21 protein-coding genes and 1 pseudogene are annotated in these 21,209 nt (G+C 72.9%); 5 read left to right on the top strand and 17 right to left on the bottom strand.

Translation table 11 applies throughout. The annotated features are described in order from the left end of the window. Positions 1-383: 383 nt before the first annotated feature. Complete coding sequence (locus tag CIW48_RS27420) at positions 384-731, top strand: metalloregulator ArsR/SmtB family transcription factor (protein ID WP_149313591.1); 348 nt, start codon at positions 384-386, stop codon at positions 729-731. A 55-nt stretch (positions 732-786) separates the two neighbouring features. Here the strand turns inward: CIW48_RS27420 and CIW48_RS27425 are convergent, their stop codons facing one another. Together CIW48_RS27425 and CIW48_RS27430 are read right to left on the bottom strand one after the other, a co-directional pair. Next, entirely contained in the window at positions 787-1,449 is a 663-nt protein-coding gene (locus CIW48_RS27425) for a response regulator transcription factor (RefSeq protein ID WP_149313592.1), read from the bottom strand. Between the two features lie 9 nt (positions 1,450-1,458). After that, a complete protein-coding gene (locus CIW48_RS27430) occupies positions 1,459-2,799 on the bottom strand; it encodes a histidine kinase (protein WP_149313593.1) in 1,341 nt (446 codons plus the stop codon). Between the two features lie 175 nt (positions 2,800-2,974). On the opposite strand from CIW48_RS27430, the gene CIW48_RS27435 reads away from it, so the two are divergent. Next, positions 2,975-3,886, top strand: a complete 912-nt coding sequence (locus tag CIW48_RS27435; RefSeq protein WP_149313639.1) for an MBL fold metallo-hydrolase — start codon at positions 2,975-2,977, stop codon at positions 3,884-3,886. 194 nt (positions 3,887-4,080) lie between these two features. Here the strand turns inward: CIW48_RS27435 and CIW48_RS27440 are convergent, their stop codons facing one another. Next, the gene (locus CIW48_RS27440; RefSeq protein ID WP_149313594.1) at positions 4,081-4,536 is read right to left on the bottom strand and encodes an Rrf2 family transcriptional regulator; all 456 of its coding nucleotides are present in this window, start codon (positions 4,534-4,536) and stop codon (positions 4,081-4,083) included. A gap of 88 nt (positions 4,537-4,624) precedes the next feature. On the opposite strand from CIW48_RS27440, the gene CIW48_RS27445 reads away from it, so the two are divergent. Further along, positions 4,625-5,404, top strand: a complete 780-nt coding sequence (locus CIW48_RS27445) for a class I SAM-dependent methyltransferase (RefSeq protein ID WP_149313595.1) — start codon at positions 4,625-4,627, stop codon at positions 5,402-5,404. Positions 5,405-5,642: 238 nt separating this feature from the next. Here CIW48_RS27445 and CIW48_RS27450 read toward each other — a convergent pair. After that, positions 5,643-5,981, bottom strand: a pseudogene (locus CIW48_RS27450) (transposase); the annotation flags it as partial. Positions 5,982-6,045: 64 nt separating this feature from the next. On the opposite strand from CIW48_RS27450, the gene CIW48_RS27455 reads away from it, so the two are divergent. Together CIW48_RS27455 and CIW48_RS27460 are read left to right on the top strand one after the other, a co-directional pair. Beyond that, positions 6,046-6,396, top strand: a complete 351-nt coding sequence (locus CIW48_RS27455; RefSeq protein ID WP_149313596.1) for a hypothetical protein — start codon at positions 6,046-6,048, stop codon at positions 6,394-6,396. After that, a complete protein-coding gene (locus CIW48_RS27460) occupies positions 6,396-6,719 on the top strand; it encodes a hypothetical protein (RefSeq protein ID WP_149313597.1) in 324 nt (107 codons plus the stop codon). Before CIW48_RS27455 ends, CIW48_RS27460 begins: the two co-directional genes overlap by 1 nt. A gap of 233 nt (positions 6,720-6,952) precedes the next feature. Here CIW48_RS27460 and CIW48_RS27465 read toward each other — a convergent pair whose 3' ends face one another. From CIW48_RS27465 to CIW48_RS27525, 13 genes are all read right to left on the bottom strand, one after another. Beyond that, positions 6,953-7,246 carry a hypothetical protein gene (locus CIW48_RS27465; protein WP_149313598.1) on the bottom strand — a complete coding sequence of 98 codons (294 nt, stop codon included), beginning with the start codon at positions 7,244-7,246 and terminating at the stop codon, positions 6,953-6,955. An 11-nt stretch (positions 7,247-7,257) separates the two neighbouring features. Then, positions 7,258-8,679 (bottom strand): hypothetical protein, encoded by a 1,422-nt coding sequence (locus tag CIW48_RS27470; RefSeq protein WP_246695437.1) that lies wholly within the window; start codon positions 8,677-8,679, stop codon positions 7,258-7,260. A 33-nt stretch (positions 8,680-8,712) separates the two neighbouring features. Continuing rightward, positions 8,713-9,324, bottom strand: a complete 612-nt coding sequence (locus CIW48_RS27475) for a hypothetical protein (RefSeq protein ID WP_149313599.1) — start codon at positions 9,322-9,324, stop codon at positions 8,713-8,715. 85 nt (positions 9,325-9,409) lie between these two features. Beyond that, a complete protein-coding gene (locus tag CIW48_RS27480; protein ID WP_149313600.1) occupies positions 9,410-10,384 on the bottom strand; it encodes a hypothetical protein in 975 nt (324 codons plus the stop codon). 28 nt (positions 10,385-10,412) lie between these two features. Next, positions 10,413-11,360 carry a hypothetical protein gene (locus tag CIW48_RS27485; RefSeq protein WP_149313601.1) on the bottom strand — a complete coding sequence of 316 codons (948 nt, stop codon included), beginning with the start codon at positions 11,358-11,360 and terminating at the stop codon, positions 10,413-10,415. Positions 11,361-11,401: 41 nt separating this feature from the next. Further along, positions 11,402-12,187 (bottom strand): OmpA family protein, encoded by a 786-nt coding sequence (locus tag CIW48_RS27490; RefSeq protein WP_149313602.1) that lies wholly within the window; start codon positions 12,185-12,187, stop codon positions 11,402-11,404. A gap of 89 nt (positions 12,188-12,276) precedes the next feature. After that, the gene (locus CIW48_RS27495) at positions 12,277-13,278 is read right to left on the bottom strand and encodes a serine protease (RefSeq protein WP_149313603.1); all 1,002 of its coding nucleotides are present in this window, start codon (positions 13,276-13,278) and stop codon (positions 12,277-12,279) included. Positions 13,279-13,344: 66 nt separating this feature from the next. Next, the gene (locus CIW48_RS27500; protein ID WP_149313604.1) at positions 13,345-14,553 is read right to left on the bottom strand and encodes a hypothetical protein; all 1,209 of its coding nucleotides are present in this window, start codon (positions 14,551-14,553) and stop codon (positions 13,345-13,347) included. 13 nt (positions 14,554-14,566) lie between these two features. Continuing rightward, the gene (locus CIW48_RS27505) at positions 14,567-15,085 is read right to left on the bottom strand and encodes a hypothetical protein (RefSeq protein ID WP_246695438.1); all 519 of its coding nucleotides are present in this window, start codon (positions 15,083-15,085) and stop codon (positions 14,567-14,569) included. Continuing rightward, on the bottom strand, positions 15,082-16,566 hold the full coding sequence (locus CIW48_RS27510; RefSeq protein WP_246695439.1) for a hypothetical protein: 1,485 nt from the start codon (positions 16,564-16,566) through the stop codon (positions 15,082-15,084). The genes CIW48_RS27505 and CIW48_RS27510 overlap by 4 nt, the downstream gene beginning before the upstream one ends. 68 nt (positions 16,567-16,634) lie before the next feature. Next, the gene (locus CIW48_RS27515; protein WP_246695440.1) at positions 16,635-18,065 is read right to left on the bottom strand and encodes a hypothetical protein; all 1,431 of its coding nucleotides are present in this window, start codon (positions 18,063-18,065) and stop codon (positions 16,635-16,637) included. Then, positions 18,062-20,149 (bottom strand): caspase family protein, encoded by a 2,088-nt coding sequence (locus tag CIW48_RS27520; RefSeq protein ID WP_149313605.1) that lies wholly within the window; start codon positions 20,147-20,149, stop codon positions 18,062-18,064. Before CIW48_RS27520 ends, CIW48_RS27515 begins: the two co-directional genes overlap by 4 nt. A gap of 209 nt (positions 20,150-20,358) precedes the next feature. Next, on the bottom strand, positions 20,359-20,628 hold the full coding sequence (locus CIW48_RS27525) for a hypothetical protein (RefSeq protein WP_149313606.1): 270 nt from the start codon (positions 20,626-20,628) through the stop codon (positions 20,359-20,361). Positions 20,629-21,209: the final 581 nt, after the last annotated feature.

The following is a 21,209-nucleotide window of genomic DNA, read 5'->3' on the forward strand; positions in this document are numbered from 1 at the left end:
TCTGATCGCGCTCGGCACCGACAACGAACCGTCCCATGCCATCCTCCGGTCGTGCAGAGGAAAGCTACCACCTTCGGGGTTTTGACACAGCCAGGGTCGGGAGCGGAATGGCCGCTCGGGGTGGTCTCCTGACGGTCGGCTTTCAGATGGTAATGCATGGAAGCGGACGTCGTCTCCGAGCCCGCTCACATGGCCATACGGGCGACCCGCCATGCTTGTTCCCCCGGAATGCATTCGGGTCGACGAGTAAGATCGATGCCGAACATGCAACCAAGCTGCTGCCGCTTCAAAAGACTGGCGGTGGTGTAACCCGCGAGGCGGAGGTCGGAAGCCTCGGGACCGGCCGTTCACCCCTCTGGCGATCTCGGTTGACATAAAACCATATGGCTTCATCTACAGAGGCGACGCTGGATGCTCTGTTCCACGCGCTTGCCGACCCGACCCGCCGTGCGATCCTGCGCATGCCTGCAGAGAGGCCTCACGGCCTCGGTGAGTTTGCTCCCGCCTTCCCAATGTCGAGCGTCGCCGTGTCCAAGCACGTGAGGACGCTCGAAGCCGCGGGGCTTGTCACGCGGCAGGTGCAGGGCCGCTCCCATCTGTGCCGTCTTGAGCCGATGGCCCTCGTGGCGGCCCATCGTTGGCTCCAGGCCTATGAAGTCTTCTGGACACAGCGCCTCGACGCGCTGGAGGACCTGCTCGCGGAGATGAAGCGGAAGGCAGGTCCGCCCTAGGCTGGTTTCCTACGTGCTGGCTTTCGGCCGAGAGTTCGCGAAAGTGGACGCAATTCTATGGCTTCGTGATAGGTAGCCCTTCTGAAGGCCAGACAAGACCAGCACCGATCGCAATCCAAACAAGGTGCGCATCGGTGCGTGCACCAAGCGTGGTGCGGATCACCGAGAGGTTGTTGTGCACCGTCTTGAGACTCAGGCACAGCGCCTCGGCCACGGCCTGAGCGGTCATCCCTCCGGCGGTCAGGCTTAGGATTTCGAGTTCCCGCGGGCTCAGTTCTTCAAGCGCTGTGCGCCCACCCGCTACGTCGTCCTGTGCGATCGCACGAGCGATATCGTCGCTCATTGCCCGCTCGCCGCGTAGCACGGTGGCTACGGCCGTCAGCAGCTCGCGGGGCGAACTGGCCTTGCTGACATACCCGCTCGCGCCTGCGGCGAAGGCTTGGCGCGCGATCACCGCCCCGGTGCGCATGCTGAACACCAGGATGCGGGCGGCGCCGTCCCATTGACGGATGTGGCGGATGGCCTCGATCCCGCTCGGACCCAGCAGCGAGAGGTCGAGGATCACGAGCTCCGGCGCGTGGGCCTTGTATTGGTGATAGGCAGCTGCGGCGGTTTCAGCTTCTGCGACCACGACCAAGCCTGGCTGCCGCTCGATAAGGCGCCGATAGCCCTCCCGTACAACGGGGTGGTCATCGACAAGGAGGATGGACGTCGCCATGCCGCGATCTCAGCCCGTGGTTGGTACAGACGCGCAGGCACGGATGCCACTGTCGGTGCTTGTCAGCGAGAAGCTTCCGCCCACGGCAGCGAGCCGGGCCCTGATACCGATCAGCCCGCGGCCGGTGTGGGATGCCGTTTGGGGCACATCGCCCCCGCCGTCGTCATCCAGCGTGAGCGTCACCGGTCGTGCCCCGGCCTCCGAGCGGTCGAGCCGCAGGAAGACCCGGCTCGGCCTGCCGTGGCGGAGAGCGTTCGTCAGAAGTTCCTGCGCAATCCGGTAGAGGCTCGCCGACACGTTCGTGGGTACGCCGGTAAGATCGCCGGTCACGTCGAGGTGCAGGGCTGGCCCGGACCTGAGCTGCCCCCGCCAGTTCGCGACCAGACCACGGAGGGCCGACTCCAATCCGGCTTCGGCGAGATCGGGCAGTTCGAGGCGTGTCAGAGCCCCGCGCAGACTCTCCCGCATAGTAGCGATAATGGCTTCGATGCCGCGGGCATCCTCGCGGAGCTCTTCGTACTCCGGGGGCGCAGCCAGTTCGATCGCGGCAGCCCGCGCCCCCGCAGCGGCCAGGCACTGGCCGAAGGCATCGTGCAAATCGCGCGCGAGCGCCTGCCGCTCCTCTTCCTGCACGGTGACGAGCCGTTGCATCAGGTCCGCGCGTTCGGCTTCGTAGCGGGCAAGCCGGTCGGCGAGCGCGTTGCAGGCGAGGGCAATTCGGTCGAACTCGGCGGCGGCGAAGCGTGGCAGCGGCGACCGAGCGCCGACTGTGTCGAGGTTCTCCAGCCCTTGCACGATCCGCCCGGCAGGCGCGACGAGGCGCATGACGGTGAGCCAGCTGAGAAGCGCCGTTGCCGCAGCTAAACCGAGGGCGAGCCCACCTGCAAGGCGCATCCGCCGCCAGAGACGAGCCGTCGATGCCATCGGGTCGGGCCACGTCGTGACACTGCCGATGGTACGATCGCGATACACGATCGCGCGGATCGTTGGTGCCGCATCGGCTTCCCATACGGGCACCTTGCGGAACCATGAGGGGGCGGCATCGAGGCCATCCCAGTCACCGCAGAAGCGGCGGGGCAATTCCACGCCGAGATGAATGTCGGCGCAGATCCCCGGCAGAAGCGTGAGGATAGCGGGTGCGGCCTGCGGAGCGTTCGCTGCCATAGCGGCCGGCCCGGCGCTGCCGAGCCCCGGCTGGCGCGCAAGCTGCGCGGCGATACGATCTGCAGAGGTCGCAGCCTCCCACCGGAGGTTCGCGTGGGCCTCCCAGGCAGCCCATGCGACCGCTCCCGCGAGGCAGAGCGCGGCGACCACCACGAGGCGTAGGCCGAGATGCGCGGGCAGGCTCATGGATGAAACGGCCGGGCTCGAAGCAAGGGTCCGATTTGGCACCGGGAACGTCCCGGCGCGCAAGCCAGGGTTCGCAAGGTCGGGAAGAATGCCCGGCCGTCAGCGGGAGGACTTCCCTGGCTCGATCCTGACACGATCCGGAGGATGGCGCGGCCTCATCTGCACGGAGCCGCTCATGTCCCTTCGTCTCTCCCGTCGCAACCTGCTGGCCGCTTCCGCTTTGCTGCCGCTGGGGTTGCGCGTCCCTGCCATAGCTGCGCCCTCGAGCGGGTCCTACCGGGTGGGCGCGTTTACAGTTACGCCCTTGCTGGACGGGCTCTTCCCTCTGGAACCGAGCATGATCCCGGCCGCCGAAAGCCAAGCCGGACAGGCCTTGTTGAAGGGGGCAGGCCTTCCCGCGACAGGACCGTCCCCGGAACCGGTCAATGCGTTCCTGATCCGACGCGGAGAACGCCACTGGCTACTCGATGCGGGCTGCGGCACCGTCCTCGGGCCGGGGTTCAACCGTGTGACCGCGGCACTGGCGGCGGAAGGCGTGCGGCCGGATCAAATCGAGACCGTTTGGCTGAGCCATCTCCATGCCGATCATGCCGGCGGTCTCCTGACGCCGAGCCGCCTCGCGCGGTTCGCGAACGCAGAACTCGTGCTCCAAGAACGTGAGGTGACCTACTGGTCGGATGCAGCTGCCAGGGCTTCTGCTCCGGCCGCTTTGAGCCCGATGTTCGAAACGGCGCAGGCGGTGCTGGCGGCCTATCCGGATCGGATCCGCCGTGTCTCCGGCGAGGCGGAGCTCGCACCATGTATCCACGCGCTGCCACTGCCTGGCCATACGCCGGGACATATGGGCGTGCTGATCGTAGACGGTTCTGAACGGCTGCTGATCTGGGGCGACATCGTCCACTCGCGGCTCCTGCAGATGCCGCATCCGGACTGGACGGTGATCTGGGACACGGATCCGGCGGAGGCGATCGCGACGCGACGGCGCATCCTCGACCGCGTGGCAGTGGAGGGGTTGAGCGTGACCGGGATGCACCTCGCCGCGAGCGGAAGGATCGAGCGCGCCGGAACAGGATATACGCTGATCTAGGCGCACCAGACCTCAGGGGATCACAGGCGTTCGCTCACGTGAGGCTTCAAACGGCCGTCCGATGATCGCACCGGAGTGAGATCAGAAAGGCTGCTTGGGTGGAATTTAGACGGTCCGCTTCTGGGCAACCGTGCTTCGAAGCGGACGTTGGCCCCGCGCCTGCTGGCGACCCAACGCCGTCGCCGGGCTTACCGTCACTCGCACTTGGATGCGCTCGTCGGACCGCCGGGGCAACACCGTGCATCGAAGCTTTGAGCGAGTTGGGCGAGGCTGACTGAACCGAGCCGCGTGACCAACAACGCCTCGGCCTCCCGAAGCGTGTCCTCTACCGCCTCGTTGACGACCTTCTCGACACCGCAGCCAGGGCTCGAACGATCGCTACCGATCGCGAAGATACGTGGACCGCCCACCGCGCGATGGACGTCGAGCAGCGAGACCGCGTTAAGATCCGCGGCGATGGTCCATCCGCCGCCATGCCCCTTCTCCGACTTCACGTACCCCGCGTTCCGAAGCCCGGCCATCGTGCGGCGGACGACCACGGGGTTCGTCCCGAGCATCCGCCCGATCGCCTCGGACGTCATCGGTCCGTCATGGCGCGCCATGTGAAGCAGGACATGGAGCGTTCGGGAGAGGCGGCTGTCGGTGCGCACCCGTCGATCCACCACACCCGGCCCGGGATTGGCAACCAGGCCCAATCACGATACTTATCAAGTTGCGTGACAGGGCGGAGCTGAAGCGGTGCACGAGTTCGAGAACCCAGCTCGGTGGGACAAGGTCGCCGAGCACTACGAGACGACCGCCCACCCGTTCACGGCGCGCTTCGCCGAGGCGGCGCTCGCGCGGGTGCCGCTGACCGGAACCAGCCGCGTCCTCGACGTCGCGGCGGGCACTGGTGCTCTCGCGCTGGCCGCGGCGCGGACGGGAGCGCAGGTCCTCGCGGTCGATTTCTCGCCCGGCATGGTGGCGCGCATCGCCGGGGCGGGACTGCCCAACGTCGACGCGCGGGTCATGGACGGTCAGGCCCTCGCGCTGCCCGACGGTGGTTTCGACGCGGTGTTCTCGATCTTCGGGGTGATCATGTTCCCCGACTGGCGAAAGGGCCTTGCCGAGATGGCGCGCGTGACGCGACCGGGGGGATGGGGCGTCGTCGCGACGTGGCTGGACCAGGGCGCGGCGACGTTCCTGCTGCTCGGCGAGATCCGCCGCAGGCTGTTCCCCGAGCGCGAGAGCCGGGCGATGCCCGAAGGGGTGCGGGCGCTCGGCAATCCGGCCGGTTTCGCCCGGGAGCTGGTCGCTGCCGGGTATGGAGCCCCCCGGATCGAGCGGGTGACCTTCGACTACGCGCTCGACGTCGCCATGCTCGACGACCCGGACACGGTGTTCGGCCTGTCGCCGGACTGGGTCGACTTGAACGCGGCCGACAGGGCCGCGGTGATCGCGGAAGCGCGGCGCATGGCGGGCGGTCGACCCATCCTGACGATCCCGTCCACTGCCCTGATCGCCGTAACTGAGCGATAATGGCCGCTCCGTTGCAGGGAACCCCACAACTGCAAAGCAACAGTGCGCAACCCAACACCCCGGCTGTACGTCCGCTTCGGCAAGTCGCTTCCAATAGCGGACCAGAGACCTTCCACCCCGAACCGCAGTTGCTGGACTTCTGACGAATATCCGCTATCGAGCAATGCCGATGTCGATCTGGGTGATTGTGACCTAACCGGTATTTTGGACCGAGCCGATTGAGCGACTGTCTTGTCGGTCAAGCGGTTTGCCATGGCGTTCCGTCTCTCAAGATGGCGTTGAGGATTGTGATCAGCTTTCGAGCGGTGGCAATCAGGGCAACGAGCTTGGGCTTGCCGGCCGCGATGAGCCGGTCACGGAAGGTTTTCAGCGTGGCGTTGTGACGGCTGGCCACCAGGGGCCCCATGAACAGCGCCGTGCGGACAGGCGCGCAACCGCCCGCGATAAAGCGTCTCCCGCGCCACTGACCGGATTGCCGCGTCCAAGGGGCCAGGCCGACCAGTGCGGCGACTTGCTGTCCGTTGAGGCTTCCAAGCTCGGGCAGATCTGCGATCAGGGTTCGTGCGATCGTCGGTCCGGGTCACGCCCCACGCGGCGAGACCGTTCGCGCACAGATTCGCGCACAGAGGAGAGGGACAACGATGATCATCTGGTCCGGCTGGGGCATGCTTTCGGCGCTGATCGCGGGCGCGGGCTTGGTCGGCAGCGTGCTGCTCGACCCGGCGCTCGCGCGCCTGGGCGTCCCGACACCCACGGGGGTGATCCTCGTCTGGATCGTCGCGGCGGGCTTCAACTGGTGGCTCGGGACCCGGCTGAACAACCGGCCGGGCCGGGAACTCCTCGATCCACGCACGGGGCAGACCGTGATCCTGCGCTCTCGCCACACCCTGTTCTGGATCCCGATGCAGTACTACTCCGTGCTCATGGTGCTGCTGGGTGTGCTCGCCATCATCGGCGCGATGCACGCGGGCACGTCGGGGCGGCCTGTCTGATGCCGGCCCGCCCGGTCGCGGGCGAACGGCCCGGGCCGTCGCGCCGGCCGGTGCGGGAGCCGGCACCGGACGAGGGCCGCATCGATATGCCCGTGGCGCGCTGGCGCCTGACGGGCCTCCTCGCGGACGCCGTTGCCTTCATCGCCGGCATCGCCTTCGCGCTCGTGTCCGGGGCAGGCGTCATCGGTGCCTCCGTGCTCGTTTTCGGCGGCGCGTTCCTGGGTCTGGGCGCCCTCGCGATCCTGCACGATCTTCTGCGGCACGGCCCGGTCGTCTCGGTCTCGGCACACGGCATCTTCGACCGGCGGCTCTCGACGGACTAGGTCCAGTGGTCGGCGCCCGGCTACGTCGGCGAGTCCGGCATCGGCGCCCAGGCCTTCCTCTGTCTCTAACCCCCGGGCGGATCGCGATGCGGCGCTTCCCTGGGCGTGGCGGGCGCCTCACCGCGCGCCGCAACCACATCCTTGGCGGGCGGCTACTGGCTGCCCAGGCAGGGCGTGCAGGGTGGCATCCCGGCGATCCTCGACGCCATGGCGCAGGTGCGGGGCCGGCGGCGCTAGGGACAGTCCGGCGTAGCCGGTATCGCGTCGAAGGCCCGCGGTCCGGGCTCGGCACGAAAGCGGAAGACGAGGCGCACCGTTACGCGGCAGCCACCGGCCCGCACCAGAAAGCGATCGCCATCCAGGCGTTCGACCGCCTCGACCGGACGCTTGCCGAGGACGCGCGCGGCTGCCTCCACGACGGCCTGGAACTCGCGCACGCGCTGCCACGACGGTGGCAGGGCGGCCAGAGCGGCCATCGGCGAGAACAGGAGCCCGGCCGCCAGCGGCCAGCGCAACGCGGCTATCATGTCCCGGTCCCTCAGTGCGGTGGCGTGAAGGCGTCGTCGCCCACGAAGATCATGTCGCGGTCGATCGCCGGCGGATCCCCGTGGGAGGCGAAGGCGAAGAACAGGCGCCGCACGCGGCCGTCCGGCGCGGTCAGGGTCAGGGTATGGCGGTCGAGGGCGTAGCGCCCGCCCTCCGGCGCGCGGCGGCCGGAGACGGCGGAGCCGACGCCGCTCGTCGCCCCCGAGTTCGTAGCCCCCACCGAGCCGCCGCGGCCGTAGGTCCCGTCCGCCCGGAAATCGTAGCGGTTCGAGACGGCGATCATGACGTCGCCGCCCATGGCGGTGTTGCCGCCGCCCGACAGGTTCCGGTAGCTCCGCGCGACCGTCTCCCCCGCGCCGGCCGGGAAGGCGCGGAAGAAGCGGCCGTCCTGGAGCGTGTAGGTGTCGGCGCGGCCCCGGTCGTCAATGAGCGTGACCGTGTCGCCGGCCCGCGTCCAGCGGCCGAACCGGCGGGGCTCGGCGGCGCGCTCGGCCGTCAGGTCCACATCCTCCAGCGCCGCCGCGGCGACCGCGTAGGTGGTGCCGTCGCGCAGCAGGATCAGGGGCTCGAAGCGCAGGATCATCATGCCGCCGACCCCGACGCCGTACGCGGCGCGGAAGTACACGCCCTCGACACTCGCCCAGTTCCCCGGGAAGCGCGGCTCGGCCGGCAGCTCCGGCTCGGACGGCCTCGCGCGGGCGGCGTCCCCGCGCGCCGGGGCCGCCGCGGCGGGCGGCACCGCCCGCGTCCGGGCGTCCCGCGGCACCAGCCCGTCATCGGTCATCGCGAGGGTGCGCAGCGTCGCCGGCGCGAGGAGGTCGCGCGGCAGCGTCGCAAGGAAGCGCGGCAGCGTCCCCGCGCCCTTGGCCGCCTGCCAGCCCGCATGGTGGAGGACCGCGCGCAGCTTCACCTCCTCGGCGAAGGCCGCCCGCGCGCCGGGCAGCGACAGTGGCGGCTTGGTCGCGAGCGGCGCCACGAACTGGCGGCGGATCGCCCGCAGCGCCGCCGGGCTCGGCTCCGTCGTCGCGTCGTTGGCGACCATCCATTGCAGGACGACGAAGGCGGCGAGCACGTCGCCCGCATCGGTCTCGCGCAGTGCGGTCCCGGCGAGGAATCCGCGGAAGATGGCGTCGTAGTCGTGCCGCGCGAGTTCCCGGGCCGCCACCGCGGCGCCCAGGGGATCGGCGACCTGCATCCGCCGCAGCCGCTCCGCCACCGTGCGGGCGCGCAGGTCGGGCGTGGAGGCGAAGGGCAGGTCCGGAGCGCCCGGATCCGGAGCGGCCGCATCGGACCCAGCCTCGGGCGGCCGGGCGGAGCCGGGCGCGGCCTCGCGGAGGCTGTCCAGAGCCGGCGCCTGCGCCGCGGCGGTGGCGGGGATCAGCAGGAGCCCGAGAAACCCAAGGCGTCCGCGCATGCGCGTCTCCCGTTCCGACGGTACGATCCGGCCTCAGCGGACCGCGAAGACGGAGGCCGGAGCGCCGTGGCGGCGGTCCCAGCCCTCCCAGGCGACGTCGGTCGGTCCCACGGCGAAATCGACGACCCGCCAGCCGTCGCCGTCCTGGTGCAGGAGCGCGGCGTAGTCGTCCGACGCCAGGTCGTCGGCGCCGCGCCCGAGGGGGCGGCCGTCGGGCCGCTGCATCCGCGCGAACAGGAAGGCCCAGGGGCCGTCCCGGTTGAGGGCGTGCACCACGAACTGCACCGGCTGGCCGCGCCCGGCCTCGGCGGGGCCGCGGGCGGCGTCGAGGAGCGCGCGCCGCGCCGCGCCCTGCGGCGTCCCGGCCCGGGCGGGCTGTCCGACCCCGCCGCCGCAGGGCTGCCAAGTCCGCTGGGCGCCGATGTCGCCCGGCCGCCCGTAGCACCAGCCTGCGGCGGCGAGCCGGCGGTCGATCGCGTCGCGCTGGTCGCAGGCTGCCCGCGTGCGCGGGTCGTCGCCGGAGCCGCCGCGACAGAGGCCGTTGAGCGCCGTCCAGTCCCGCAGGAGCTTCGGGACCGCCTCGGCGCGCGCCGGCGCGGCCATGACCAGGGCGCCGACCGCGCCGACGAGGATCGTTCGCATCATCAGGTCTCTCGGGTTCGCATCGCGGTGCCGGGGCAGGGCGGGCGGAGACAGCGGCGCGAGGGCGCGGGACGGCGTCACGGCGGCGTCACCGCAGCGCCAGGGAGGCGGCCACGCGCTCGATGCCGTCGAGCGCGCGCGTCTGGTCGGGCCCGGCGACGCCGAGGAGACGCAGGTAGCCGGATTTGGCGAACAGCATCGTCTGCGTCACGCGCAGGCTGCGCCCGGATCGCGCGTCCTTGGCGGTGCCCTGGAGGCGCACGACCGTGACGCCGTCGCGGACCGACCGGTCCTCCCCGGTCACCGCGATGTCCGTGATCTGCGGCAGGCCGCCGAGGAGGGCCTTGCGGGCGAGGGCGCCCTCGCCGCCGGCGGGCACCGCCACCGGCCCCATGGACGGCGTGACGATGGCGAGCGCCTGCGTTCCCTCGGGGTCCACGTCCTTCGGGCCGTCGGTCAGCAGGAGGCCGCTGCCCATGAAGACGCGCACCGGACGCAGGCCCCCGAGATCCCCGACCGTGTAGGGCAGGGCGGCGATCTGGTCGTTCAGGCTCGCGGGGGCCCGGAAGCCGATCGTGCGCAGCGCCGCCTCCACGGCGGGCGCCGGCACCTGCGCGTCGGCGGCCTGCGGCACCTGCACGGTCACGAGGCCGGTGCCGGGGGCGCCGCGGACGATCGCGACCCATTTCGTGTAGGTCAGGCCGTTCGCGGCCTGGCTGCCGCGCAGGATGCGCCCCTCGCCGCCCGCAACGGGGAGGGGCTCGCCAACCCCCTGGGCCGCGAAGCCGGTCGCCCGCAGGGTCTCGGGCGTGAAGCGCTCCACGAGTTGCGGGTAGGCCTCCGGCGGCATCTCGGCGATGACGATGGAGGCGCCGGACGGGTGCTCGAAGCCCGCGAAGGTCTTCGCGGGCGTCATGCCGGGCGGCGGCACGAGGCCGACCGAAGCGTTGGCCGGGAAGACCGGCTCGGCGGCGCGGGCGGCGGGCGGCGCCGTCAGCAGCGCGACGAGCCCGACGAGCGCGGCGAGCCGGACCAGCGGGCGCGGCGGGATGCGGTGAGCCATCGGCATGTCCCTGACGGAGGCGCGGGCTTCAGCGCGTCGCGATGCGGCGCACGACGATGGTGTTGCCGGAGAACTGGACCTGCCCCGGCGCGCTCATGTGGTCGAGCATCAGCCGCAGGTTGCGGGTGAGGCGGGCGGAATCGGAGCGCGTCTCGTACCAGTACTCGGCCGAGGCGCCCCCGGCGCGCACCGGGCGGTGGTGCTCGTAGCAGCGGAAGGCCGCCATGTACTCCTCGGCCGCCTGCACCTCCTGGGGCGAGAACCCGTCGAGGCGCACCGTGTAGGCGGTGGGCAGGCCGCCGCAGCCCTCGCCGCCCGCGGCCGGGCCGCCTCCGGCGACCGGCGCGGCCGGCGCGGCGTCGCCCGCGGGCGCTCCCGCATCCGACGCGCGGCGGGGTGCCACGAAGCCGTCGAGCTTCGCGGTGAGCGCCGCGGCGACGTCCCCGGCGATCGTCTTTGCCTCGGCGCCGACCCGCTCCAGCAGGCACTCGCGGTCGCAGCCCTGCGGCAGGGGCGGCAATTGCAGGCCCGCGACCTCGAAGGCGCCGAGCGACTGACCCGTGCGGACGTTGAGGAGCCGGCCGGGGATGCGCACCTGCGGCCGCACGATGTCCGAGTAGGCCGACTTCGAGGCCGAGGCGTAGATCTGGAAGATCGCCACCACGTCGAGGGGCGGGCTCGACACCGCACGGGCGACCTCGATCAGCTCGGCGTCCCGGCGCCGGACGCGGTTCGGCTGGGTGAAGCCCATGGCGACCGCAGTCTCGTCGTAGACGTTGTAGCCGCGCAGGTTCATCGTCTCGGAGAGCTCGGCGATGACCCGCTGGAAGATGCGGTTACCCCGCGGCACGGCATCCTCGTCGGCATCCTCGCCCATGACCACGATGTTGGGCTTGGCCTGCGCCTGCGCTGGGGCGGCCGACAGGGCGAAGACGAGGGCGAGGCCGGCCGATACGGCGGCGGAGAGCGTGCGCATGGGTTGGGCTCCTGTCTCGGGTCGCGGGGATCGGTGAAGGGTCAGTCGGCGCAGGGCAGCGGCGTCGGGGCCGCGTCGAAATCGTCGAGGTCGAGGGCGACGCGGCGCCGGGGATCGGCGAGGCCCGGCCCGGGGCAGCCGGCGGCGGCGACGGGAAAGCTCCAGGCCCCCAGCGCGGCGCCGCGCGGTGCGATCAGGCTCACCTCGACCCGGCGGTTGACCCGGGCGAGCGGCGCGTCCGGATCCTTGAGCCGTCCGGGCCCCCAGCCGTGCACGCGCAGGCGGTCGGGATCGATCCCGTAGGTCGCGACGAGATGCGCCCGCACCGCACGAGCCCGGGCCAGCGACAGGCGCCGGTTGTACGACCAGCCCCCGGCCGCGTCGGTGTGCCCGGCGATGAGGAAGCTGTGGCGGGCGAGCTCGCCCGAGCGCAGCGCCTGGCCCAGCGGCTCGAGCTGGATACGGGCCTCGGGCGTCAGCCGGGCGCTGTCGTAGGCGAAGAACACGGTGAGATCGACGGCCCGCGCCGCATCGACCCGGATCGGCGCGCCCCCGTCGGCGGGCATCACCGCCAGCGGCTTGGCGGGGGCGCCCGGGTTGCCGTCGGCGAAGGGGGCGAGGGAGCGGATGATGGCGGTGGCCGAGGGGTTGGCGGCGCGCGCCTCCTCGGCCTCCGCGGCCTCGTCGCGGGCAGGCGGCGCCGGGGCCTGAGGCACGGCGTCCCGCGCGCCGGGCACCTCGGTCAGCGGTCCCGCCCAGGCCGACGGCGCCGCGAGCAGGATGGCGGCCAGGATCAGGGTCGGCGGTGGCGCGAAACCCGTGGGCATGGCTGTGCTCCTCGTACCTGCGGGCCGCGCATCGGCCCCTCCTGACCCGTCCATGGGCGATGCAGAGCGGTTTTTGCCGCCGGATCCCCTCACCGGCCGCGCAGGATCGCGTTCATCCCGTCGGTATCGAGGGGACCGCCCGCGGGCGGGTTCGCCGCGGCGGCGCCGGCGGCCGGCGGGCGGCTTGCGGGTGGGGCAGGGGACGCGGCAGGGGGCGGGGCCGGGGCTCTGGCGACCGGCCGCGCCTGCGCGGCGGCCTCGGCGAGGACGCGGCTGTGGCCGAGGATCGCGGCGAGCCGGGTGGCGGCGTTGAAGCTCGTCGCGTCCTTCGGGTCGAGCCCGCCCTCCTTGTGGAGGGCGACGCCCGCCTCCGCATCGAACATCAGCGAGCCCGACGAGCCGCCGAGGGTGTCGCAGCGGTGGCGCAGGTCCGGACCCTCGGCCTGGTCCTTGAGGGCGAAGCAGCGGAAGCGGCTCATCACCTTCGGCCGTCCCATCGGGTGGTGGATCACCAGCATCGAGCGGTTGCCCGGGACGGCCTCGGCGGACAGCCGCACCGATCCGTAGGTCCCCGTCGGGTGGCCGGCGACGCGGGCGACGGCGTAGTCGAGGCGCGGGTCGAACTCGACGGGGCGCGGGTCGATCTCGAACCGCCGGGCGCCCGTCCCGTCGAGGGTCAGGTAATCCATCAGGATCGAGGCCTTGACCGGCCGGAGGTCGCCGGATTGCGGCAGGCAATGGTGGTTCGTGAGCACGTAGTCGCCCGCGACCAGCTCGCCCGTGCAGGAGGCGCCGATCATCTGGCCGCTCGACACGTTCTGCATCACGATGTCGACGCGGCCGATCGGGCGGGCCAGCACCGCGAGGGCGCTGCTGGGGTCGAGCTCGGCGACGGGCTCGAAGGCGCCCTTGTTCTGGTCGACGTAGGACGCCGCGTCCCCGGTCGTCTGGCGCAAGGGCAGCTGCGCCTTGCCGTAATCGGCCGGGTCGAAGCCGACGCTCTGCGCCCGCGCGCCCGTCGCCGTGCAGGCTGTCAGCCCCGCGAGGGTGGCGAGCGTCGCGCGGCGTCTCCGGTGGCGGGCCTCAGCCATTCCTGTCCTCCCTGATCGGGCCGCCGAAGCCGCGCCCGGGCGACGCCGCTTCGCCGACGCGACGTCTCATGGACGCTCGATGCGGCGCTCGGTGGGGCGCTCGAGCGCGTGAGTGATGCGGCGCGCGGCTCCCGCCTCCGGAACCGCTTGGACCGCGTAGACGAAGTTCTGGCGCGCGCCCTCGCGCAGGAAGTACGCCTGGGCGCCGTCGTTGAGGGCGCTCGGCGGCAGCGACGCCGCGCGCAATTCCGGGCCGACCTCGATCCGGCTGCCGGGCAGGGCGGAGCGGAAGGCGAGGCCGCACAGCTCCGGCGCGAGGCGGGTCGGGCGCAGCCGCCCCTCCGCCTCCTCGGGCACCGGCCGGCGCTCGGGCGGGTCGGCCCCGAAGGCGACCCGCCGGCAGGAGGAGCGGGCGGGCGCGACGAGTTCGTCCACGCGGATGACGGGCGCGGCGGCGGGCGCGGACGCGGCCGTGACGCCGACCGTGGCGGAGCTTGGCGCTGCCGCTCTCCCGCCCAGCTGGCCCGGGCGCGGCTCCGGGCCGGCCGCGGCGGTCGCCGGTGCCTCGGCCGTGGGCGGGCGGGCGTAGACGGCCCCGAGGGCGACGCCGGCGAGGCCCAGGGCGAGGGCTCCGGCCGCGACGGCTGGGCCGCGCCGCCGCCGCGGCACGGGGATCGCGGATCCTGCGTCGGCGGCCTCGCGCGCCGCGAGGGTTTCCAGCGCCGCCGCCACGGTGGTCGCCGGCAGGAGACGGAGGGCGCCCGGGGCGCCGAGGGCCTGGACGGTGAGCAGAGCCTCCGCCCGCTCGGGACCCTCCGGCAGCAGCACCGCGCGCGGGGTCTGCGGTGCGGCGTCCAGCAGCGCGCGCGAGCGCTCGATCTTGTCGCGGAGGGCGTAGTCGCCGGGCAGGACCGCGAGGTCGAGATCGACCGCGCCCGTCGCCCAGAGGATGAGATCGGCCTCCCCCGGCTCGGCGACGAGGCGATGTCCCCGCGCCAGGAGGCCGTGCGCCAGGCAGACCGGCACCTCCCAGGAGCGGCCGGCGTCGAAGGAGCCGGACAGCCGCAGCTCGTGCGCGGCCGTCGCGCCCGTGAGGGACGAGAGCGGTCCGCCGGGGGCGGCGAGACGGGCGTAGTCGCCCGACCACGGCAGCGGCCGGTAATCGCCCTGCGCGAAGGCGGCCGAGGCCGGCAGTCCGGGGCGGACCTTGAGCGAGCGCACCACGAGCGGGCCGCCCGTGGTCGGCACCACGATGAGGACCGCGGCCAGCGTCATGGCGTTCCGGCCCTCACAGCAGGAAGACCGCGGCGGCGGGGTCGCGCAGGAGCTGCCCGAGCCGGTCGGCCTCCGGCACCTCCGGGTCCAGGGCGATCACGATCGCGCCCTCGACCGGCGGCGGGAGCGCGAGCCGCACCGCGTCGTCGCCGAGGCTCACCTCCAGCGCCCGGACCGGCCTGTCGCCGCCGCCGCGGATGACCAGAAGCGGCGGCGCATCACCGTCGGCGGGCACCACCTCGAGGACGAAGGGTCCGACCCGGCGCGCCGCGAGGTCGCCGTCCGAGGCGGCGATGGCCAGGGGGGCGTGGGCCACGGCCTGCCCGGCGAGCAGCGTCCGGTAGCGCCGCGCGGTCTCGGGGTCGCCGCGGAGCGCGCGCACGACCGCCAGGTCGACCGGCGCGCCGGCCTCCCGAACGGCATGGGCCCAGAGCGCCGCGGTCGCGGGCCGCACGGTGGCGGGAGCGGGCGTGCGCATCAGTGCGCGGGCCGCGTGGATCTCGGCGAGCAGGCGCGCCGCCTCCTCGCTCACGCCGCCGCCTCGCCGGCATAGGCCGCCGAGAGGGTCTCCGCGAAGACGGCGCGGTCGGCCGCGAAGGCCGCGTCCAGCGGGCGCTGCCGCGCGAGCGCGTCGAGCGCCCGTTCCAGGCCGCCGATCTCGTCGGCGAGGCGCAGGAGCGCCGCGTCCGCCGCGGCGAATCCGGCCTGGACCTGTGCGCGGTCGTCGAAGCCCGCCCGCCGCACCCGCTTCAGGTCGGCTTCCGCGGCGGCGAGGGCCGCGCGCACCTCCGGCGCGAGGCCGTCGGCGGCGGCGAGGCGCAGAGCCGCCGCGATGCGCAGCATCCGCGCGAGATGGGCCGACAGCGCCTTCGCGCGGGCCGCCACCGCCGCGTAGCTCTCCGCCTCGGCGCAGGCCGCGCGCTCGGCGAGGCCGGCCCCGCCGCCGCCGCGGCGCAGGCGGTTCGCGAGCCCGGACTGGACCCGCCCGAAGCTCACCGCGCGCAGGCTGGTGAGCGGGCGCGTTCGGTGGAACGGGTCGAGGCGCAGGAGGTCGGCGAGGTCGTCCCGCTCCGCGCCCGTCAGGATCTTCGGGCCGTCCGGCAGGTCCGCGAGCAGGTCCGCGAGCCCCTCCGCCGGCTCGGCGGTGGCGAGGTCGGCCAGCGAGGCGTCGAGACGCTCCTCCCAGCCCGCGACCGCGTCGAGGGAGGCGGCCGAACCGAGGCTCGCGAGGCTGCCCAGGAGATGTCCGGCGACCTCGAAGGTGACGAAGTGCTCGGCGACCGTGCGGAAGCCCGGCCGCTCGTCGCCCGCCGCCATCTCGCCGCGCCAGAAGCCGACGATGTCGTCGTCGGTGAAGGCCGTGCGCCCGTCGAGGTGGTCGAGGATCGCCCGGAAGCGCCGCTCGAGGGGGGCGAGCGGCAGGTGGGCGTTCCTGTAGGCCGCGAGCTGCCGCGCGAGGCGCTTGGCCAGGAACTCGGCCGCGTCGGGGCCGGGGGCGCGCACCAGTTCGTCGAGCCAGCCGGACACCGTGGCGAAGGACGCGAGATCGTCGGCGGTCAGCAGGAACTCGGCGACAGTGAGCAGGCGGCCGAGCCCGGCCCAGGTGCAGCGCCAGTCCCGTGCCCCGGACAGCACGAGGCCGCGCGCGTCCGTGGCGGCGCCCTCCGACCGCGCGTCGGCGAAGCGGGACGCGGCCGCCGCCGGCTTGGCCAGCCGGGGGTCGAGGATGAGGGTGACGAGGTCGCGTCCGTCCCGCGCCCGCGCGAGGGCGGCCAGGGCGGCGAGGGCGTGGGCGAGATCCCAGAGCGGCTTGTCGCGGTTCGGTCGCACGGCGCCCGTCACGACGCGGACGAGCCATGCCCGGTCCTCGCGCGTCAGGTCGCGCCCCTCGCCGAGACTGGCGAAGTCAGCCGCGCAGCGTTCGTCGTAGCCCCCGATGAGTCGCCCCCCGCGGTCTGTCTGGCGCGCCCGAAGGCCCGGCTCGCCGATAAACTTTCCGTGACCCCCTGTCATCCCCCGAAACCCCTGCGTGAGCTGATCGCGTCTCAGCCTTGGGCCTCCAGAGCAGATTTCGCGCGCGTTCAACGCACGGTGATGCGCGCGGTCGCCTCGGTCACGCCGGGCACGCGGCGGATCCTGTCGAGGAGATCGAGCACCTCGGCGGGCTGCAGCAGGCGCGCCTCCGTGCCGGCGGCGGGCGCGGCGTCGAGCCAGCGCGCTGCAAGCTCGGGGGGCAGACCGCCCTCGACCCCGAAGCAGGCGAAGAGGTTCTCGAAAGGCTCGGACGCCACGATCTCGTCGAGCCCGTAGCCGCGGGGATAGCGCCGGGCCGTGCCCGGGGCGACGGGCGCCTGCGAGGCCGCGTTGCCGCGCACGGGCAGCGCGACGAACGCGGTCTCGTCCGGAGCCAGGACCCAGCAGTAGAGGTTCTGGCGCGCCTTCGCGTCGATCCGCACTTCCAGGCGCTCGCCCCGGGCGAACGGCGCCGAGACCGCCGAGACCGAGAGCCGGGCGCCGTCGGTCGGCGCCGTGGCCGCCACGTGGTCGAGGAAGGGCCGCGGCGTGGGATCGCAGCCGAGTCCCTCGATGCCGATGCGGCGGCGTCCTGTCGGCGCGACGACGGTCCCGTCGCGCTGGAATTCCAGCTCCATCCAGAACTGCCGGGCCGGATCGGTGAGGAAGCGGCCGCGTGCCGTGAGGCCGGTGCCCGGGCAGGCGCCGCCGGGGGGCTGGCGCCGCACCTCCAGGCGCCCGCCCTTCAGGATGCGGTTCGGCGCCCGCGCCTCGGCGTCGAGGGCGATCGCGAGGCGGTCGGTGAGGGCCGCCGCGCAGGAGGAGTGGCCGCCATCGGTGGCGAAGGGACAGAGGTCGACGCGGCTCGCGTTCGGCACGGCCGCGTCGAGCGCCCGGACCGCGCCCTCCATCACGGCATCGATGTCCGAGACGCCCGGCCCGGCGCGGATCGGCACGACCACCGGCTCGCTGGTTGCCTTGCAGTCGGCGGCCTTGGTGATGGCCTGGAGGCGGAAGGCGGCGGTGTCGCCCGCGCGCCGCGTGTCGACGAGGAAGACGCTGGCGTCGCCCGCGAAGGCCGCGCGGATCTGCGCCTCGGCCTCGCTGGCCGAGAGTCCCGTGGTGCCCTCGCGCAGGGCCTTGATGCGCACCACGTCGGCCGCGGCCGCCAGGCGCACGCGGCCGGTGGCCTGAAGCCGGGTCTCGGCCGCGAGCCGCACCTCCTCGGCCTGCTCGCGCGAGAGCGCGGTCTGGCCCGGATCGACGCCGATGACGGCGAGGGTGAGGTCGGACCGGCCGGTGCAGGCCGCCACGGCGTCGAGGAGGGGGGTCAGCGCCGCGGTTCCGGGATCGGCGCGGGCCGGGGACGGCGCGGCGAGAGATGCGGCGAGGCATGCGGCCACGAGCAGGGCCGGCCGCCGGCCCGCCCATCCCGCGCGGCGCGTGGACCTGGTGCGGCAGATCGGGGCGCGCGGCCGCGCCGGCCCTGGTCCGCTCATTCCGCCTCGTTGGCGCGCGCGTACTGGTCGAGCGCGCGGACGAAGACGGGGTTGAAGCGGCCGTCGATGGCGCCGGGGTAGTAATCCGCCTGCTTCACCGCCTTCTGGACCGCCCGGATCGTGTCGGGCTTCAGCTTCTGGGCCGCGGTGTCGGTCGCCGAGACCGAGGCGGCGCCGAGTTCGCCCCGCTTCAGGGCCTGCAGCACGAGGTCGGCGGAGCGCACGCCGGGGAAGAAGCGCGCGAAGCCGTTGTCGATGAGCGTCGCCATGGTGGCCATGGCGACGGGGTCGCCGCGGTCGGCGGCCTGCCGGAACAGGTCGAAGCCCTGGCGCAGGTCCTTCGGGAAGCCGTAGGCGCCGGTCGCGTAGTGCGGCACCAGTTTCGAGATCGACGCGACGTCGCCGCCATCCACCGCCCGCTTGTAGAGGGCGACCGCCTGCGCCTCGTCCTTGGGGATGCCGTTGCCGTACTCGAGCATGCGCGCCGCGTTGGCGAGGGCCACCACGTTGCCGCCCTCGCCGGCCCGCCTGTAGAGCCGGAACGCCTCGGCCTGAGAGCGCTTCACGCCCTGGCCGTTCTCGTAGAGGGCCGCGAGGTTGTTCATCGCCGAGATGCTGCCGGCCTTGGCCGCCTGGTCGTAGGCCGCAAACGCCTCCTTGTAGCGGTCGGCGCGGTCGTATGCGCGGCCGAGCTGATAGGCGAGGCGGCGCAGCTTCGGGTAGGCCTCCGCCGCCGGGCGGCAGGCCTCGATGGCGGCCGCGGATTCGATGCGCCCGAGCTTGATCCCGGTCACGGCCGCGGGCCGATCGGGATCGTCCGTCCCGGCCGCCAGCGCGTCGCACCGCTTGACCCGCGGGTCGGCCGCGGGATCCGAGCCGCCGAGGTAGCCGAGGGCGAGGCTGCGGTAGGCGCAGACCGCGCCGCAGGAGTCGAGATAGGCCTGGTACTGCCGCGCCGCGCCGAACGTCGCCCAGTTCTCCTGGTCGAGGGCCGCCGCGTCGCGCTGCCGGCCGGCGAAGAGCCGGTCCATGGCCTGGGCGCGGTAGGCGCAGGTCGGCCCGCAGGTGCCGATATAGGTCTCGACGGCCGCCTGGGTGCCGAGCGCCTCCGCCCGGCGCCACGCCGCCTCGTCGCGCACCTGCGCGACGCCGTCCGCCACCGCGGCGACCGGAGCCGAGGCCTTGAGGACGATCGGGGCGTCGTCCACCTCGGGCACCTGCTCGCGCCCGCTCGCGCGGCGCGCCGCCTCCGCAACCTCGCGGCGCAGATAGGCCTTGAGCGCGGCCCAGGGGACGTCGCCGCCCGACTCCTCGGCGAGGCCGGAGACGCCCATCAGGAACCGGCTGGTGAGGAGGCCGAGCCTGTTCGCCGCGTCCCAGTTCGCCGGTGTCGCCCCCGAGGTCGCGACGACCCGGACGATCCCCGCCTCGGCCTTCGGCTTGGCCGGCGCGAAGCCGGGGGCCGAGACCGCCAGCAGGCTCTCGCCCTTCCGGCCGGTCTCCCCGGTGAAGCAGGCATCCACCATCACCACGAGCTGGCGCTCGGGGCCGATCTTGCGCTTCACGAGGTCGAGGTTACGGTAGAGCGTCTCGAGGGAGAAGCCGCTCTCGCCCTGGTTGGGGTTGCCGTCCTGCGGCAGCAGGAACGGCTGGCGCGTGGCGAGATCCGGCACGCCGTGGCCGGAATAGTACACGAACACGTTCGAGCGGCCCTCGCGCACGCTGCGCCACAGGCGGCCGGATTGCGGGTTCCGCTCGGTGCCGAAGACTTGGTTGAACTCGTTCAGCGTCGCGTCCTTGAGGACGAAGACGTTGGCCTCGCGGTAGCCGAGGCGCTGGACGAGGTAGTCGCGCATCGCGTCGGCGTCGTTGTGCGCGTAGTCGACGGGCACGGTCTGCTTGTAGTCGCGGTTGCCGATCACCACCGCCACCGAGTCGCCGTTGTCGGCGAGGGACGTGGGTTCGGCGGCCCGGGCGCGGCCGCACCAGAGGCAGGCGCACGCGACCAGCACGAGGACCAGCAACCAGCCGCGCGGCAGGCACGGATGTCCACGACGAGCCGACACCGTGACGGGGGTCACCATGCGCCTCTCCTTCTCGGCTGCCGACGCGACTGCACGCGTCGCCGAATACTCAGGACCGGGGCCGGAATAGTCGGCCAGGACCGGTGAGACAATGCCGGCGGCGATGGCCGGGGCACACCCGCTCACATCCGGTCGATGAGCGCGAAGACGAGGCCGAGAGCCGCGAGGTGCAGGGGGGAGAGCCGGGCGAGCATCATGCCGCTCCCCCGTCAGCGCAGGTAGAGGCCGCGGCCGCAGCGGCGCACGCGGCGGGCCTCGACGTAGCCGGTGTAGCGGTTGAACACGTCCACCGTGCGGTAGACGCAGAAGCGGCCCGAGTCGTGGCCGTTGTAGTAGACGCCGCCATTGTCGAGATCGACGCCGATGAATTCCTGGTTGCCGCGGGGCTCGGCGGACGCGGCCGGCTCCTGCGCCAGGGCGGGGTGCGCCGCGCCGATCAGGCTGCCGGCCACGAGCACGAAGATCATCGTCTTGGTCATGTCACGTCTCCCGCGGGCGGTCCGTTCCGCCCTTACGACAGCCATGGGTCGGGCAGAGCCGAATTTGCGGGCGCCAATCCGAAGCCGAACACGTCCGCGCGCGTCGTCCCGCGTGCGGTACGTCCGCCGGGCGTGTCGCGAGCCCCGGTACGGAGCGCAGAAGAGCCTCTACCGCCCCGCTTTCATGCTTTGTTCGCGTCGGGAATCCGAACCAGTACGCCATCACTCCGGATCGGAGCGGCAAGCTGGGCAGGTATGGCTAACGACCCGCAAACCTCAGCCCATTCGGGTTTGCGGCAGGCCCGAAGGGGCGGCACCCGAAGCCTAGCACCCCTTGATGCCCCAGGTGCAGTCGGCGGTGAAATACACGGCCATGGCGCTCTCCAGCGACAGCGATGCGCGGGCCGGCTGGTCTCCCATCGGCAGGTCTTGCCGGCTCAGGACGCGGCGCGTTTCGCTATCAATCGGAGGGTCGTCATAGGCTCGCGGCGCACCGATCGGCGACTGTGAGTAGGGGTGGATTCGAGGATCGGTTAGCGATTCCCTGACCTGCGAATACGACGCGGCGGGCCGCCCATCGT

Source organism: Methylobacterium sp. P1-11, from assembly GCF_008329595.1.
Taxonomy (GTDB): domain Bacteria; phylum Pseudomonadota; class Alphaproteobacteria; order Rhizobiales; family Beijerinckiaceae; genus Methylobacterium.